This is a genomic window from Pseudoalteromonas distincta (assembly GCF_000814675.1).
In the GTDB taxonomy this organism is placed as follows: Bacteria; Pseudomonadota; Gammaproteobacteria; order Enterobacterales; family Alteromonadaceae; genus Pseudoalteromonas; species Pseudoalteromonas distincta.
The window spans coordinates 175539-192598 of the sequence record NZ_JWIG01000029.1 but is presented as its reverse complement, the minus strand read 5'-3'; the positions used below and the strand labels follow the sequence as shown (position 1 = coordinate 192598).

At 39.5% G+C, this 17060-nt stretch carries 20 protein-coding genes; 7 read left to right on the top strand and 13 right to left on the bottom strand.

Annotated features, from left to right (window positions below; genetic code table 11):
- The first annotated feature begins 5 nt into the window (after positions 1-5).
- Complete coding sequence (gene dcd, locus QT16_RS18360; RefSeq protein ID WP_002959670.1) at positions 6-590, top strand: dCTP deaminase; 585 nt, start codon at positions 6-8, stop codon at positions 588-590.
- 16 nt (positions 591-606) lie between these two features.
- Here dcd and QT16_RS18355 read toward each other — a convergent pair whose 3' ends face one another.
- Together QT16_RS18355 and QT16_RS18350 are read right to left on the bottom strand one after the other, a co-directional pair.
- Complete coding sequence (locus QT16_RS18355) at positions 607-1392, bottom strand: CLCA_X family protein (RefSeq protein WP_039490166.1); 786 nt, start codon at positions 1390-1392, stop codon at positions 607-609.
- Positions 1393-1416: 24 nt separating this feature from the next.
- Positions 1417-2013 (bottom strand): tRNA-uridine aminocarboxypropyltransferase, encoded by a 597-nt coding sequence (locus QT16_RS18350; protein ID WP_007375411.1) that lies wholly within the window; start codon positions 2011-2013, stop codon positions 1417-1419.
- A gap of 137 nt (positions 2014-2150) precedes the next feature.
- Between QT16_RS18350 and QT16_RS18345 the strand changes: the two genes are divergently transcribed.
- Both QT16_RS18345 and QT16_RS18340 read left to right on the top strand, forming a co-directional pair.
- Positions 2151-2495, top strand: coding sequence for an Hpt domain-containing protein (locus tag QT16_RS18345; RefSeq protein WP_002959674.1), 345 nt, complete (start codon positions 2151-2153; stop codon positions 2493-2495).
- 367 nt (positions 2496-2862) lie between these two features.
- On the top strand, positions 2863-4080 hold the full coding sequence (locus QT16_RS18340) for a pyridoxal phosphate-dependent aminotransferase (RefSeq protein WP_039489948.1): 1218 nt from the start codon (positions 2863-2865) through the stop codon (positions 4078-4080).
- Between the two features lie 66 nt (positions 4081-4146).
- Here the strand turns inward: QT16_RS18340 and QT16_RS18335 are convergent, their stop codons facing one another.
- Genes QT16_RS18335 through QT16_RS18320 form a run of 4 tightly spaced genes read right to left on the bottom strand, consistent with a single transcriptional unit; the run spans position 4147 to position 7100 of the window.
- Positions 4147-4614 (bottom strand): outer membrane lipoprotein, encoded by a 468-nt coding sequence (locus tag QT16_RS18335; RefSeq protein WP_002959676.1) that lies wholly within the window; start codon positions 4612-4614, stop codon positions 4147-4149.
- Positions 4615-4669: 55 nt separating this feature from the next.
- The gene (lpoB, locus tag QT16_RS18330) at positions 4670-5290 is read right to left on the bottom strand and encodes a penicillin-binding protein activator LpoB (RefSeq protein WP_002959677.1); all 621 of its coding nucleotides are present in this window, start codon (positions 5288-5290) and stop codon (positions 4670-4672) included.
- Positions 5291-5301: 11 nt separating this feature from the next.
- Complete coding sequence (locus tag QT16_RS18325; protein WP_002959678.1) at positions 5302-5727, bottom strand: YcfL family putative periplasmic lipoprotein; 426 nt, start codon at positions 5725-5727, stop codon at positions 5302-5304.
- 8 nt (positions 5728-5735) lie between these two features.
- Complete coding sequence (locus QT16_RS18320) at positions 5736-7100, bottom strand: COG3014 family protein (protein ID WP_024595111.1); 1365 nt, start codon at positions 7098-7100, stop codon at positions 5736-5738.
- Between the two features lie 225 nt (positions 7101-7325).
- Here QT16_RS18320 and bufA2 point away from each other — a divergent pair, with 225 nt between their 5' ends.
- The 4 genes from bufA2 to QT16_RS18300 all read left to right on the top strand — a co-directional run bounded on the left by bufA2 (position 7326) and on the right by QT16_RS18300 (position 10367).
- Positions 7326-7784, top strand: a complete 459-nt coding sequence (gene bufA2 / locus QT16_RS18315; RefSeq protein ID WP_002959680.1) for a BufA2 family periplasmic bufferin-type metallophore — start codon at positions 7326-7328, stop codon at positions 7782-7784.
- Between the two features lie 71 nt (positions 7785-7855).
- Entirely contained in the window at positions 7856-8686 is an 831-nt protein-coding gene (gene bufB, locus QT16_RS18310; protein WP_002959683.1) for an MNIO family bufferin maturase, read from the top strand.
- Entirely contained in the window at positions 8683-9456 is a 774-nt protein-coding gene (locus QT16_RS18305) for an HvfC/BufC family peptide modification chaperone (RefSeq protein ID WP_039489944.1), read from the top strand. The genes bufB and QT16_RS18305 overlap by 4 nt, the downstream gene beginning before the upstream one ends.
- Positions 9457-9497: 41 nt before the next feature.
- Complete coding sequence (locus tag QT16_RS18300; protein ID WP_039489942.1) at positions 9498-10367, top strand: DMT family transporter; 870 nt, start codon at positions 9498-9500, stop codon at positions 10365-10367.
- 6 nt (positions 10368-10373) lie between these two features.
- On the opposite strand, the gene QT16_RS18295 is transcribed toward QT16_RS18300, so the two are convergent.
- From QT16_RS18295 to QT16_RS18265, 7 genes are all read right to left on the bottom strand, one after another.
- Positions 10374-11072: a M15 family metallopeptidase gene (locus tag QT16_RS18295; protein WP_039489939.1), complete on the bottom strand. Its 699-nt coding sequence runs from the start codon at positions 11070-11072 to the stop codon at positions 10374-10376.
- Positions 11072-12202, bottom strand: coding sequence for a succinyl-diaminopimelate desuccinylase (dapE, locus tag QT16_RS18290; protein WP_039489937.1), 1131 nt, complete (start codon positions 12200-12202; stop codon positions 11072-11074). The genes QT16_RS18295 and dapE overlap by 1 nt, the downstream gene beginning before the upstream one ends.
- Positions 12199-12546 (bottom strand): ArsC family reductase, encoded by a 348-nt coding sequence (locus QT16_RS18285; RefSeq protein WP_002959693.1) that lies wholly within the window; start codon positions 12544-12546, stop codon positions 12199-12201. The genes dapE and QT16_RS18285 overlap by 4 nt, the downstream gene beginning before the upstream one ends.
- Positions 12547-12550: 4 nt before the next feature.
- A complete protein-coding gene (locus QT16_RS18280) occupies positions 12551-13048 on the bottom strand; it encodes a PTS glucose transporter subunit IIA (protein WP_039489934.1) in 498 nt (165 codons plus the stop codon).
- 3 nt (positions 13049-13051) lie between these two features.
- Positions 13052-13438 (bottom strand): ACT domain-containing protein, encoded by a 387-nt coding sequence (locus QT16_RS18275; RefSeq protein WP_002959696.1) that lies wholly within the window; start codon positions 13436-13438, stop codon positions 13052-13054.
- 227 nt (positions 13439-13665) lie between these two features.
- Positions 13666-15825, bottom strand: coding sequence for a phosphate acetyltransferase (gene pta, locus QT16_RS18270; protein WP_039489932.1), 2160 nt, complete (start codon positions 15823-15825; stop codon positions 13666-13668).
- 1 nt (position 15826) lies between these two features.
- Positions 15827-17041, bottom strand: a complete 1215-nt coding sequence (locus tag QT16_RS18265; protein WP_039489929.1) for an acetate kinase — start codon at positions 17039-17041, stop codon at positions 15827-15829.
- Positions 17042-17060: the final 19 nt, after the last annotated feature.

Below are 17060 nucleotides of genomic sequence, written 5' to 3'. Positions count from 1 at the left end.
AAATAATGAGACTTTCAGACACACATATTAAAGAATACTTAAGCGATGGCCGCATTGTTATTGAGCCTGCACCAACGAGCGAGATGATTTCAGGCGTGACTGCCGATTTACGCTTGGGAAATAAATTTAGAACTTTTAATGCGCATAACGCGGCATACGTCGATTTAAGTGGTCCAAAAGATCAGTTAAATAAGGCCATGGAATCGATCATGAGTGAAGAAATAGTGCTTGATGAAGGTGAAGCATTCTTTTTACACCCAGGTGAACTTGCACTAGCTATTACCCATGAAAAAGTCACTTTGCCAGCAGATATAGTAGGTTGGTTAGATGGACGCTCATCGCTTGCGCGTTTGGGGTTAATGGTGCATGTAACCGCGCACCGAATAGACCCAGGCTGGAGCGGTAATATTGTTTTAGAGTTTTACAACTCAGGTAAATTACCACTGGCACTACGCCCGCTGATGAAAATTGGTGCTATGAGCTTTGAAATGTTATCGGGCCCGTGTGAAAACCCATACAATATTCGTAAAGATGCAAAATATAAAGATCAAAGCAGCGCAGTAGCAAGTCGAATTAGTGACGATAAATAATCACCAAATATAGGCATTACCCGTCCATTTTATGAAGCGCGTAACCCAGTAGTTCAAAATACTGGTTAAGTGCTTCATTTGCTTTATTAATATGCTCAGCGTTTGGGTATATTAAATTACTATTTTGTAAGCCTCCCACCAAAAAGCTATTTTTTATATTTGAATGCTGCTCAATACATGCTTCAAAACAACGTGCTGCAAGTTCCTCTGGCATGCTCATGTAATTCATGTTTTGTGCTTTATCGTGTTCTATGCATGTTTGTACAAAGTTATTTGCATCAATACCATCTTCATCTAAAAATACATGTTTATAAAAACTGTTCAACGCATTATTAAGTGGATGCGATAAATTAGGCGTGTTTGAAAGCCACAATTTTGATGCAAAGCCAAAGCGGGGTTTTGCTGCAAATAAATGCTCGCTTATATGATGATCAAACGCATGGAACCATTCGTGAGCAAGTGCACCACCGCCTGCATTTTTTGCAAGAGCAAGTGTTTGAGAGGCTGCATTATAATGCGCTTGCACACCTTTTTGACCACCATGACCAAATGCAAAGTTAAGCTTGCCGCGCAGGCCAATAGCTTTGGGCGGTAAATGCAGTATTTGCGCAAGATCCGCCAGTGCATCGTAAATTAAATTAGCGCTAATGTAGCGCTCTTCTTTAGTTACCCATTTACCAACGACCATTGACCTAAAGCCGAAGGTATCTCTTATATCGCTAAAGTCGACTTGGTCGTCAAAGCGATAGTCGGGTCCTTGGCGAGTAAAGCCACGTTTTAGTCTGTTATGGTAGTTACGCATTGCAAGTTTCATATAGTAACGGATTTAATCTAAGTAACGTGCTTTTACGTGCTCAGGCATGTGTTGGGTTTGTTTTTGTATTAATTCATTAAGCGTATTATAAAGTGGTGCGGGATTTAGCTGCTCTATTAAAAACAAACTATGCGCTACAGCCTCAAGTGTGGATAGGCTGTCGGCCCGAGGGGCTTTACGAATAGCATAACGATTTTTAGGTAGCTGTTTAAAACTGACCGTTTTAAATTGATTTAGTAATGTGGTGAGCTGCAAAATTTTGTAGGCTTTTTTCCATGTACCATCAACCACGATTAAATGGGTGATGTTTTTTACACTTAGCTGCTCAGCGCTATCGTCTAAATTTATAGCGTGTTCGTTAGGGTAGAGTAAAACAGTTGAGCTTACTGGCAGTGTTTTTAGTATGGAAAAGTCATCATTATTTTCGCCTTTGATTATTTGGCAATCAGTTAGGCATAAATTGAGTAGTTTAGCGGTATTTTTTGCTATTTTTTCTTCACTCGGGTGCTGTAGAATAATAACCGTAACTTTGTTGTTTATATTTGTAATTGCGTTGCAAATACAGGTGTTTAGTGAAAAGTTACAATGATTACAAAGTGTGCGTGCCATTTAATAAACTTTTTGTTGCCAGTATGATCCTCGCAATTATACATTTATAAGGTAATTAAGTTGGTTTTTTTTACGCATCAATATAAAGTAGTACTATTAAACTGTAACTTACATGGATTGTTTTAAGGGCTTAAAATATGACAGAAATAAATATTGATACATCAGCATTAGAGAGTATGGAATCGTTATTGGGTGAGCAGTTTGCTGATACACTTGATTTTTGCTGCTCAGAGTTTGAACGTTTAGGCTCAGAAGTTTTAGCAACCATTGGTAAAGATAAAGAAGCAGCTATTCGCCACTCCCATAGCTTAAAATCGAATGCGGCGCAGTTTGGAGCTTCAAGCCTTGCTGAAGTATCGCGTGTTATTGAACAAAATTTAAACCTAGATAACTTAGCTGAAGCTATCGACGCATCTAATAGCTTAATGGCTCAAGTAACAGGCTCTCAAGCTAAGCTAAATGAATGGTTAGCATCTCGTTAATTATTGAAGCTGAAACGTGAATTTATTTCAGTATTAAGCACCTAAATTGACTGGCATTTTACGCCTTTACTAGGTTAGTCTAAAGACTCACTAGGGCGTGTTGATCTTTCGGGATTGAATTTGCAACGAGTGTCTGGTTTTTAGGTTAGGCAGAGCCTATGCAGTGTGGTTTTTCCACATAAATAGGCGATAACAACTCATAAAATCTAAACACGCATTGCCCAGAGGGTTCTTCCTAGGGGCTATTTTCTCTTTGTTACTCAATTTTTACTTAGCCCACTAGGTTACAAATCTCGCGCCGCGATTAAATCGCCCCTAGGTTGAACAAATTTAATCCATAAAGTCAATACGCCCTAAAGAGGTAAAAATGTCTGATATTAAAAAGAGTCACAAATTAGAAGGTGTATGTTATGACATTCGTGGGCCGGTTTTAGCACAAGCTAAAAAAATGGAAGACGAAGGTCAAAAAGTATTAAAATTGAATATAGGTAATCCGGCTGCTTTTGGTTTTGATATGCCAGAAGATATGCACCGCGATATTATCCGCAACTTATATTCAGCCCAAGGTTACTGTGACTCTAAAGGCCTCTATTCAGCCCGCGTGGCTATTTATCAGCACTACCAACAACGTGGATTACATAATTTAGATGTAGATAGTATCTATATTGGTAATGGCGTAAGCGAACTTATTCAGATGATCACCCAAGCGCTATTAAATAATGGCGATGAAGTGCTTATTCCAGCTCCAGATTATCCACTTTGGACTGCTTCTGTCACATTATCGGGTGGTAATCCGGTGCATTATTTATGTGATGAAGAGCAAGATTGGTTTCCGGATATTGCAGATATAAAAAGCAAAATAACGTCTAAAACTAAAGCGCTGGTATTAATCAATCCTAATAATCCGACAGGTGCGGTTTACAGTGATGATTTGCTAATGCAATTAATTGATATAGCGCGTGAACATAAACTACTGTTATTGAGCGATGAAATTTACGAAAAGATTTTATACGATGGTATAACGCATACTTCAATCGGCTCACTGTGTGATGATGTACCAATCATTACTTTTAATGGTTTAGCAAAAACCTACCGTGCAGCGGGGCTAAGAATGGGGTGGATGGTTCTAAGCGGTCGTACCTCGGTAATGGATGATTTACGCAAAGGTCTTGAAATACTTTCATCTATGCGTTTGTGTGCCAATGTACCTGCGCAATATGCAATTCAACAAGCGTTGGGCGGCGTGCAATCAATTGATAATTTAATTAACCCAGGCGGGCGCTTATACGAGCAGCGCGATATAGCATGGCGCGGGTTAAACGCTATTGAAGGCATTAGTTGTAAAAGACCTAAAGGCGCGCTTTATGCGTTTGCTAAAGTAGATACAGCACTTTTTAACGTTAAAGATGATGAAAAGATGATGTACGATTTGCTAAAAGCCGAAAAAATATTACTTGTACATGGCAGGGCGTTTAATTGGCCCGAGCCGGATCATTTTAGATTGGTATTTTTGCCAAGCAAAGATGATTTATCGGATGCGATGTTAAAAATGAAGCGTTTTTTTAAAGACTATCGCCAAGTATAGTTATTTAAGAAATAAAAAAACGAGCCAAATTTGGCTCGTTTTTTACTTTAGTCATGAATATATTGGCTAATACGCTTTATCTACACGCACCGTGTTGTCGTTCAAGTACACTAATCTTACATTATCGCCTTTGCTAAAGCGCATTGATTGGTCTTGATCTTGAACAACCATAAACTGGTCGCCGTTTTCAACTTGTATTAATAACTCTACAAAATGATTTTGCTGATAATGACTTTGCTGCTGCCTATTATGTGCAACACTGCCGCCAATTACCGAGCCTAATATTGTTGCTACTGTGCGGCCGCTACCGCCACCAAACTGGTTGCCTACAACACCACCGAGTAATGCACCGCCGAAGGTTTTCCAACCGTTGTTTTTGTCTTGAATGATTTCTTGTTCGGTAATATTGCGTACCGATTTTACGTCACCAAATAAAACTTGCTGCACAGGGACTGCTTTATTGCGCTCGTATTGAGCAAAAGTTGGCGCGCTCACACTAAGTAGGGCACACATTATTAATATTATAGCTTTCATAATAATCTCCTATTGGTAGCCTTTATGGGCTTATTAGCCCGTAAAGGCTTAGTGACTACCAACCAAATGTCGATTTTTCTTTAGTTTTACGAATTTCAGTTTCGTCTGCCCATTCAACTAGGCCGCTTTCCATATCCATTAAACGCATCGTAAATTTATAGTATACGTCTGATTTATCGGCATTTGATTTAACTATGCTCGATAAATTTCCGTATAACATATATTGCGCGCCAATTTGTTTACCAAATGCAACGGCTGTTGCAGGGTTAACAAGGGCATCTTCGTTTTGAAACGTTAATTGCTCACGTACTGATTCAACACGCGTCATATCTACAAAACGGAACTTACCACTGCGTAGCATTTGCGTTGAGATTGAATCGGTGATTGATTCAGTATCAATGTGCTCACTAGTTTTGTTTTTAATACGCTCAACAAATACTACAGGGCGTTTATTAGCGGTCATTGTGCCAACAACGGGTGAGCTGAGTAATGAATCGGTCATTTGGCTCGCTACTTTTTGTAAATCGGTAGAGCCAAAATTAATATCGGTTGTTTCTACTGCTTGTGCATCGCCATAACTTACTACGGCTTTATTAGCACAGCCACTTAATACTAAAGCGCTCAAGCCAACTAAAGCGTAAGTTGATACTGTTTTAAATTTGTTACTGATGATCATGGTTGTTTCCTTTAATCTTTAAATTCTTGTGATTCGGTAGACACTTCTCTTACTGCTAAAGAAAAGGTAACCGCATCAGAGCTCGGTGCTAAGCCCGGTAATTGTGTTTTTGCAAAACCAAATAAGGTGAGTGCTTGCCAAGGTGAATGGTTGCCTTTAATTACAAAGCCGTCTTTATCAAACCAATTAAACTGATACTGCAAATATTGTGATTTTTTATACTGGCTCGAAAGTGTCACTACTACATCGGTTAACTGGTTGGTTTGACGTGTTTTCACATCAGTAATGGCCAGCTTTTTACCAAGCTCTGGGTTATCTACACGTAATTGCTCATTAAACTGGTTTTTATTTTGTTCAACAGAAATACCCGATGTAACCGGTTGGCTGGAACATGCACTGAGCATTAAGGCTGCTAATAATGGCGCTATGTATTTCATGATGGCTCCTAAAGTTGAACTACGTGGTAATTAAAGTAGTTATTAATAGAGGTTAAGTAAATTAACGTTAACCCTTGCTTACTAATGGTAAAATTTATAGGTGCTTGTGTGCCTATATGCACAGAATGCTCACCTGTATTTAGGCTTTGCCTTGCGACACTTATTTGATTTGGAAGTGTAAGCCAGCTGCGTGTATCAGCTTGCTCAGACGCCAAATTATAAATATTAGCAAGTATGTTACCTACATCACCGGCACTGCGAGCAAGTTCTGCCCGCACTTTCTCTTTAGCTACTAGTCTAAGTACTTGGCGAGCGACTTTTGCAGGTATTTGATCTTCTAAAGTTTTAGCTGCAAGTGCTTCAATGTGTACCAGTGGGCTAAGCGCCAAGCTTTGTGCATCTATATTTATATTGTTAAGGCGGCGCACATAGGCATTATCTTTATATACCGGCATCGCCAAGCTGTAAAAGCGTGCATCGCCACGTGATGAATAAATTGGCAAGCGCAGTTTAAATTCATCTTGTTTTGGTACTAATCCTTGTTCAAATAAAACAATTACTTCGCCTTGTGATGAAGAAATAGTGGGCGTATCGCCAAAGCGTTTTTTAAATTCATTTAGATCTTGGTCAAACCCTTGTTTTTTAGCAAGGCGCATTACATCTTGCTGTAAATAAATATTGTTAGGTTGTATAGCCAATGCTTTTTTATAATCGATATAGGCGTCGTCGTATTGTTTAGCACTTTGGTAAAGCAAAGCAGATAAGTAAAATGTGTAGGCATTTTGAAAGCCATTTTTTATGTTTCTGGTTACATTGCTCATGCTTGGGTAGTGTTGCTGAGCTTCTTTAACGGTTGAGTCTACTTCTGCTTCATTCTCGCTAAGCGCATCAACTTGTACTTTATTAGCTCGGCGAATTTCGACCAATGCGCCTTCAACATCATTTTTATACACGTAGTTAAGTGCTTTATAACTATGAAGCATGCTCATTTCGTAAGCGGGTGGCACATAAGTTATTGCTGAGTCGTTGGTAAATAAAGCGTTACTTTGTTCAAGGCCCGCACTAACTTGTATTTTGGCGGCTTCACGTTTTTTTTGCATTTGCGTATACACGTTCTCAAATTTGCTTTGTGCATCATCTGGTGTATTAGCTAAGTCGTTTAAACGAGCTTGCTCAAGTTGGTTGAGTAAGTAGCTGCTGTGCAGGGTGCTATTATTAGCAATAAGGGATTGCGCTTCTTCGATATTATTTTTCTCGATCGCATTTCTTATTGGTGTCATTTGCGTGGCATAGTCATTAAACAGGTCATTAAAACCCATTGTGCTACACCCACTTAAAATAAAACAAAAGCTTAAAATTATACTGCGGCGCACTGAGCACTCCTCTTAATTTACCTGTATACATTAACATACTATTTTTAGCTAAATGTGTGAAATATTGTAAAAAATCGTAGAGTAAAACTGCCTGCTAATAAAGAAATATAAAATGACATTAGTGAACAAAGTGTGAATTTTTTTGGTTTATTATGAACTACACTGAAATAGTATTTTCGCTTTAGCGGTCTTGCTAAGAGTTATATCACTCAGAGGAATTAAAAAATGAAAAAGTTTACAGGTGCAGCAATGGCTGTAATGGTAGCAGGTTTAGTTGGTTGTAATGCAACAGAGGCAGAAACGGCAACATCAAGTGCAGTTGCTAATAATGGCGCAACAACTGATTTAGTTCATTGTTATGATGCGAATGTATGTGGTGGCCATAACGATTGTAAAACAGTTGAGAATGCATGTGCAGGTCAAGCGTCATGTAAAGGGACTGGTTTTGTAGCAATGCCTGCAAAAGCATGTGCTGACGTTGGCGGTACAGTAAAAGATAAATGGGTTGGCAGTGTAGCTAAAGCAGATTTAGTACATTGTAACGATGTAAATGTGTGTGGCGGTCATAACGATTGTAAGACTGCTAATAATGCTTGTGCTGGACATGCATCATGTAAAGGCACCGGTTTTGTATCAATGCCTGCAAAAGCATGTGGTGATATTGGTGGTTCTGTAGGTAGCTAATACCAATTTATCGAACGCATAAAATAAGCCTGAACGATGTGTTTTTTTATTCAGGCTTATTAAGGAAGTTTATGAAAAATCGTTTTTTAGGTTTTGGTTTAGGACTGAGAGCCCCGCATTTTGAGCAAATTATTTCAGAGAAACCAGCTGTAGATTGGTTTGAAATTATCTCAGAAAACTATTTTGTAGCCGGTGGAAAACCTTGGCATTATTTAAATAAAATAAGAGCAGATTATCCGATTGTTATGCATGGGGTATCAATGTCGATTGGTAGTATTGACCCTATTAATAAGGACTACTTAAATCAGTTAAAAAACACAATTGCGAGGGTTGAGCCGCAGTGGGTGTCTGATCATTTATGTTTTACCCAAGTGGGTGGTATTAATAGCCACGATTTACTACCAATGCCTTACACCTCAGAGGCACTTGATCATTTAGCAAATAAAATTTCGCAAGTTCAGGACTACCTAGGGCGCGAAATGATTTTTGAAAATGTATCGAGCTATTTAACCTATAACGATTCACAAATGAGTGAATGGGAATTCTTAGCGCAATTACATAAGCAAACAGGCTGTAAGTTTTTAATGGATGTAAATAATGTTTATGTAAGTGCACGAAATCACGACTTTAATGCTATGGATTATTTATCAGCTATTCCGAGTACAGCTATTGCACAAATTCACTTAGCAGGACATCAAGACTTTGGTACGCATATTATAGATACGCACGATGAAGATGTTCCCGATGCGGTGTGGGACTTATATGCTCAGTATGCAAAAACATTAAATCCGGTAAGTACCATGATTGAACGCGATGATAATATTGGCTCCCTTGATGATTTAATTACTGAGCTTGAGCATGCTAAAGCGCTAGTGAAACCGTTTTGGGATATAAGATCATGAGTGATTTAGCAAAGCTGCAACAACAGTTTATGAATTTACTGCAAGGTGAAAGCTCGGATATTAGCGAGCAAATTGCGCAGCAAGGGCAGTTAAATACACAACAGCGACTCTCTATTTATCAAAGCGCTTATAAAATTCGCTTAAGAGCCGTGATTGAGCAAGATCACGAACAGTTGGGTATTTACTTAGGTGATGATTTATTTGAGATGATGGTTGATGGTTATTTAGCTTTATATCCTTCAACTCATACGTCACTACGAATTTTTGCAGAGAAGCTACCAGATTATTTAGCCGCTAATACTCCTTTTAGTGATTACCCCATACTTGCAGATATAGCCAAATTTGAACGACTATTACTAAGTACTTTTGATGCAAGCGATAAAACATTACTTGATGTATCAGAGCTTGAAAGTATTGAACCTCAGCAATGGCCAAATTTACTATTAAAATTACATCCAAGTGTACAGTTAGTTGCGTTTAATACGTTGGCGGTTGAAAGTTGGCAGGCAATAAAACAAAAGCAAACACCGCCAGAGCCAAGAGTCTCAGAACCTCGCTTTTGGGTTGTAGCACGTGATGCTCAAAGACGTACACAATATTTAAGCGTTGATGCACAAGAATACCGCTTACTGAGTTTATTAAAACAAAACACACCCTTTGCACAGTTATGTCAATCCTGTTTAAATGAACTCCCGGGTGAGCAAATCGCTGGGTTTTTAATTACTAAAATTAATCAATGGCTTGAACGTGGTTGGTTAATTAGCGAGTGAGTTTAAACAATATAGTTATTTTTCGTTGCGAAGGAATTTTTTTGAAAGCCACCATATACACATTAATTGCTTTAATTGCGTTTGCCGCAAATTCTCTTTTTTGCAGAATGGCCTTAGCAGAAGGTTATATAGATGCTTGGAACTTTACTGTTATTCGCTTACTCAGCGGGGCTGCATGTTTGGGCATTATAATGGCTATTTATACCCATAATTTAAAACGTAAAGGCACATTCAATCCCGCTATTTTAAGTGACAGAGGAAGCTGGCGAAGCAGTATTAGCCTGCTTGTTTACGCGCTTTGTTTTTCGATTGCCTACGTAGAGCTAGATACCGGTACCGGTGCACTAATTTTATTTTCCGCTGTGCAACTTACTATGATTGGCTGGGGTATTTATCAAAAAGAGCAATTAAGCCTGCTTCAGTGGTGTGCATTTATAGTGGCGTTATCTGGTTTTGTATATTTAATGCTGCCATCTGCAGCTGTGCCTTCATTATTAGGTGCATCACTTATGGCACTCAGTGGTGTGGCATGGGGTATATACAGTATTCGCGGTAAAGTGTGCGTATCGCCACTGCGTACTACTGGGTTTAACTTTATAAGAAGCTTAGTTGCTATCCCTGTTTTATTACTTGTAGGTATGAGTTATTTAAAAAATATGAGTATTGAAGGGGTGTTACTTGCGTGTGCCTCGGGGGCAATAGCGTCTGGAGTTGGTTATAGTGTTTGGTATGTAGCAATGCCACTACTTAAAAGTACCCAAGCTGCGGTTGTGCAACTTTGTGTGCCGGTACTTGCTGCCATTGCTGGTGTTTTGTTTTTATCAGAGCAGGTAACAATGGAGTTTATAGTCGCAAGCTCGTTAATATTAGGCGCTGTGCTGGTGTTTATTTTAAATAAAAAGAAGGCTTAATATAACCTAACCTTCTTTTAGGTGTGGGCTCACGTTTGTTACAAAGCGTTTATAAATAGCTGGTAAGTTATCAAGTATTGCCCGCTTACCCTGTAGTTCACTGTTTTTTATGCATTCAAAAAGTACTTGCTCGCTAAGTTTATTCACTAATAATTGTGATTGCTTAATATGGCTTATATGCCAAAGCTCAGGTGCTACGCCACCTAAATCATGCTGGTAAGGGCGATAAAAACCAAATTTAACTAAGTTAGTATCAAGCCAATTACTTAAAGGTGCAAACGGCCCACCTTGCAGGTATTCATCAGGTGTTAGCTGTAGCTTATAATCATCACTCACCGCAGCTTTATCAAACACATCTAAGTCAGTCCCTAAATGGTGCCTGCTTGCGCCAGGTAGTGCAGAGTAGAGCATTATTGCTATGCATTTATCTACATCATTTAATTTAGTTAAATCTACAACCTTTTGCTGTTTATTATAAACAGGTCGAATACCTAAAAACTTATTATTCCAAATAATTGACTGGCGTTCAAAGTCGCGAAAACTTGAGGCAATAGTAAGATCAAATCCCGCTTTTTTAGCTGCACTTTGTAGTGCTAAAAAGTCGCTAATAATAGCGCTGTGCAAGCGATGATTTTGTATGTCAGTTAAATGTGTATCACTTTGCCCTGTGATACACATTATCGATGTTGGTTTAGTTACATTCATTATGCTAAAAGTTGCTCTAGTATTTGCTCGTAAATGTCGGTAAGGGCTATTAAATCATCGGTACTTACGCATTCATCTACTTTATGAATAGTTTCGTTACGTGGGCCAAGTTCAATTACTTTAGCACCTGTTTGTGCAATAAAACGACCATCTGATGTGCCGCCGGTAGTTTCTAGATTCGTCGTTAAACCAGTTACTGATTTAATCGCTTTTACTGTGGCATCAACAAGTGGGCCGTGCTCGGTGATAAAAGGCAAGCCATTTACTATCCAGCTTAATTCATAATTTAAGTTATGCTTTTGCAGTATGTCATTTACACGTTGTTGTAATTGCTCATGTGTTACTTGCGTGCTAAATCTAAAGTTAAACTGTACTTCTAGCTCACCCGGGATCACATTACCTGCACCTGTGCCGCCATTAATATTTGAAATTTGAAAGCTGGTAGCAGGGAAGTATTCATTTCCGTTATCCCACACCGTTTGGCTAAGCTCTGTAAGGGCAGGGGTTGCTAGGTGAATTGGGTTTTGTGCTAAATGTGGATAGGCGACATGCCCTTGTACACCCTTAACGGTTAAAAAAGCGGTAAGTGAACCTCTGCGGCCATTTTTAACAACATCACCTAATACATCCCGTGATGAAGGCTCGCCTACTAGGCACATATCAATTTTTTCACCGCGCGCCTCTAGCGTATCAATTACACGGGTAGTCCCGTTTATAAACGGGCCTTCTTCGTCAGAGGTGATTAAAAATGAAATCGAACCTTTATGATCTGGGTGCTTAGTAACAAAACGCTCGGTTGCAACAAGCATTGCAGCTAACGAGCCTTTCATATCGGCAGCGCCGCGCCCATGTAATAAACCGTCTTTTATTAATCCTGAAAACGGCGGGTGTTGCCAATTTTTTTCAGGGCCTGTTGGCACAACATCAGTGTGGCCTGCAAAACAAAAGTGCGGTGATTGTGTGCCTTTTCGAGCCCATGTATTTAATGTGTCGGTAAAAAATAATGACTCAATATTAAAACCAACCGCAGCAAGGCGGTCGTTCATCATCTGTTGGCAGCCAGCATCTTCGGGCGTTACTGACTCACGTTGTATTAGTGCTTGGGCGAGTTTAATTACATCATCTTTCATGATTTAAATATCTCATCGTATTGGGCTGCTTTAAAACCTAAGTGGTAACTGCCATTGTTAATAAGTACTGGACGTTTGATCATGGCAGGTTGTTCAACTAACAATGGGATAGCACTTTCTTTAGTCAAACTCTGTTTTTGCTCATCAGTTAGTGCGCGATAAGTTGTGCCACGTTTATTAACAAGCTGTTCCCAATCGAGTTTATCTGCAAAATCACTTACCATTTGCTCATTTACGCCATCTTTGCGGTAATCATGAAACGTAAATTCGATGTTGTTGTCGGCTAAGTATTTTTTTGCTTTTTTTATCGTGTCGCAATTGCTAATACCGTATAGAGTGATCATAAATTTAGTTCTTCTTAATAATAGTTAATAAGGTATCTACATCCGCATTTACATGCGAATGTGAGTAATGAAATGTGCCGAGATTATGGCCGTTAAGTAAGATTAAACTGGCCAGCATAGGCGTTTCTAGTTCACGTAAATCAAAATAAGCGAGGCGCTGGCCTTTACTTATTTCACTACCATTTAATTGTGCAATATGGGTATGTGTAATTGATTGCGAACCGGTAATAGTTAAATTGATTAAAACTTTTAAACCATTTTTAGCCTGTAAAATAAACTCAGTACCTGCGTTTTTTACTTGTAATAACGTGCCATCAAACGGCGCTAAAATTTTGTGGCTACTGAGCTTTACAGTAATCCCAGGACCGAGAATACCAAACCTAAAAATAGGTTCGGGGTGTTCTTGAAGCGGTATTACTTTACCTGTAAATGGGCTTTTAATAAGGATGGCACTGCGGGGCGTTTTATTGAGTGCTAGATATTCAATTGTTTGTGCTTTCATATGCTATTGGGCCACCACGTTGTAACCATCTTTTTTTAAGGCGTTAAGTGCTAGTGAGGCCGTTTGCTTTTTTACTAAAATATAATCGGTATCGTAGGTTGAGATTGAAAAAATAGAAATTTTAGCGCGTGCTAATACACCCGATATATTAGCCATTATTCCGGTCAGCGAAAAACCAAGTGGGCCAACCACCTCAAGTGCTTGCCAATCAGATTCGGTATCTAAACTCTCTATTTCAAAGCTACTAGGGCAAACAATAGATAGTTCATCCTGGGTTTTAGATATAAAAAATAAAGGAAGCTTTAGTAGCGCCGCAGGTATATCGGCGTCAACATCTAAACTGTGAATAGATAAAACCGTGCTGTGTAATTGTAATGTTTGTTTTGACATTAAACGCCTGCGATACAGCATTATTGATAGCTTTATAGTATAGATTATTGCCTTCAAGTTAAAGGTGTAAGCGTGACTAAAATGAGCATTTGGAAGTGGGTTTTAATAGAGATTAAAAACTTACCCACAATTTCTGTGGATAAGTATGGGGGTTGCAGGGTATAAATAGCCTAACTACTTAATTATTAAATAAATAATAGCTAGGCTATAAAAAGCACACGTTGTGTTTAATGTGCTATTAGCGCTTCTGCTTGGGCTGCCTGAATTGCAGTTAAGGCGATTGTATACACAATATCATCGACTAATGCACCACGGCTCAAGTCGTTTACGGGTTTGCGCATACCTTGAAGCATAGGGCCGATACTTATTAAGTCGGCACTGCGTTGTACTGCTTTATATGTTGTATTACCCGTATTTAAATCTGGGAATATAAATACAGTCGCTTTACCAGCTACAGGGCTGTTAGGCGCTTTTTTAAGTGCTACATTTTCCATTATAGCGGCATCGTATTGTAGTGGGCCGTCGATAATTAAATCAGGACGTTTTTGTTTTGCTATTTTTGTGGCTTCACGTACTTTTTCAACATCGGCACCCGTACCTGACGTACCCGTGCTGTAGCTTATCATGGCTACACGTGGCTCTATGCCAAATGCAGCTGCAGAGTCCGCAGATTGAATCGCTATATCAGCAAGTTGTTCAGCATTAGGGTCGGGGTTAATTGCACAGTCGCCGTAAACTAACACTTGATCAGGTAGCAGCATAAAAAATACGGATGATACTAGTGATGATCCTGGCGCTGTTTTAATTAACTGCAGGGGCGGGCGAATTGTATTGGCAGTGGTATTTACCGCGCCCGATACTAAACCATCTACTTTACCTTGCTCAAGCATCATTGTGCCAAGTACGACGTTATCTTGTAGCTGCTCTTGTGCTACAACCGCAGTTAGGCCTTTGCTTTTACGAATTTCGACCATAGGCGCAATATAATCATTTATAATACTTTTTGGCTCGATGATACTTACATGTTCGTTTAGCTCAATACCTTGCTGCTGTGCAATACGCATTATTTCTTCGCGATCGCCAAGCAATATAGTTTTAGCAATGCCACGTTGACCACAAATAGCAGCCGCTTTAATTGTACGAGGTTCGCTTCCTTCTGGTAATACTACGGTTTTACCTGCTTTACGTGCTTTATCGGTTAATAAATAACGAAATGCAGGTGGTGATAACTTACGCGTTTTGCCTACACTTTGAGCTAGAGTATCGAGCCAGTTTGAATTGATATGTTCTGCGTTGTGATCTTTTACTTTTTCAATGCGTTGGTCATCATCATTTGGTACTTCCATATTAAAGTTATGCAGTAATAATGATGTACGCCATGTGTCGGCATCGGTTGCGAGTATTGGTAAACCGGTTTGCATGGCTTGTTCACACAAAGCCATAATACGTGGCTCTGGCTCAAAGCCACCGGTGAGTAATATAGCGCCAAGTTTAGTGCCGTTCATAGCAGATAAACACGCAGCAACAAGTATGTCTGAGCGATCGCCTGGTGTTACTAATAAAGCACCTGGCGTAAAATAATTTAAAATATTAGAAACCGTACGCGCACAAAAAGTAATACGGCGCAGACGACGATGAAGCATATCGCCTTCGTTAATTATTGTTGCTTTTAAATACGCGCTTAAGTCTTTTACGCGTGGCGCTACTAAGTCAAAATCCCACGGGATTGCGCCAAGCAACATAAACGGATTTTTTTTAAAAATAGGTAAAGACGCTAAACGATTTAACTCGTTTTCAAGCTCTTCAGGTTTGTAAGCGTCGACTAAATCGGCGCGTGCACGGCCCTCTTCATCAAGTGGCGCATTTACTTTATTAAAAATACAGCCCAGTACACGAGGATGATCGATTCCACCGTAGTTACCTGCTGCAATTTCCAGGCGGTCTTCTATTTGAGTAATGGTGTAATTACCAGGGGTAAGTACAAATACAATTTCAGCGCCGAGTGTTTGCGCAATTTCGCGGTTTACACGCCCAGCATAAGGTTGGCGACGAGTAGGCACCATACCTTCAATAATAGCGACTTCATCGTCGTTTATTTTACTTTCAAAGCGTTCAACAATTTCCTCTAGTAGATCATCACCTTTACCGTCGCCAATCATTTGCTCAGCATAATCAAGAGCAAAAGGGGTGGGTGGGTTAATAGGTGAGCCTTGAGTGACTATTTGTGTTGATTTTTCAGGACCTGTTTCGCCTGAACGAGGCTGAGCGATGGGTTTAAAAAAGTTAACTTTAACTGTTTTTTGCTCAAGAGCGCGGACTAAACCAACTGATACCGACGTTAAACCCACACCGGTAGACACAGGAATTAACATAATACGACGTGCCATATTAAAGCTCCTTTACGATGTTAGCGGCATCAAGTGCAATAACCCACTCTTCGTTGGTCGGCATTACTACCACTTTGGGTGAAGTATTGGCTGAACTAATAATACCTTGATTACCAAAACGTGCATCAAGATTGCTCTTCTGGTCACAACTGAACCCTAAAAAAGCTAATTGATTAATGACATTTTCACGTATGATATCGGAGTTTTCGCCAATACCGCCAGTAAATATAAGTGCATCTAAACGTTGTAATGGTACCATGTAGGCTGCAATTTGTTTGGCTAGTCGGTAGCAAAAAATATCCAGCGCTAAACGTGCTTGTTTATGTCCGGCAACAGCGGCTTCTTCAATCGTTCGACAATCGTTAGAGAGTTCGCTAATACCTAGTAGGCCGCTTTCTTGGTTTAATAAATTATCTATTTGCTGAGCGTTGTAACTAAGCTGTGTAGTTAAAAAATTAAATAAACCGGGGTCAATATCTCCACTGCGAGTACCCATAACAATACCAGCCAATGGCGTTAAACCCATACTGGTATCAACACTTTTACCATTTTTTATTGCAGTAACAGAGCAGCCATTACCTAAATGAGCACTAATGAAATTACTCTTCTCTATAGGCTGATTTAATAATTTAGCAGTTTGTCCTGCTACATAGTAATGACTTGTGCCGTGCATACCATAGCGTCTTACACCGTAATCTGTATAAAGCTTATAGGGTAGGGCGTAAAGGTAGGCAACTTCATCCATAGTTTGATGAAATGCTGTGTCAAATACTGCTACTTGCGGTAAACCTATAAATGAAGCTTGTGCAGATGAAATACCTAACAAGTTCGCATGACCATGTAGCGGCGCTAAAGAAGACGCTTTAGTAATACCGTTAATTACATCTTCATTAATTAAGACTGACTTTGTGAAATGCTCTCCGCCATGAACAACACGGTGCCCAACAGCAATAAGGTGCTCATCAAGGTTATGATCCTTTATTAAGCTTACAAGCGTATTTATAGCCTCAGCATGTGCTTGATTAGCCGCTAAGTCGATAACCGTCTTAGCTCCATTAAATTTGTATTTAATGGAGGGGGCTTTGGCTCCCAAGCGTTCAGCAAGGCCTGATATAATTTCGTGACCGTCGTTTGCATCAATAATGGCAAACTTTAAACTAGAGCTACCACAGTTTAAAACTAAAACATGTTGGGATTCAGGGGAGGTTGTTGGCATAGATTCAATTTCCATAAAC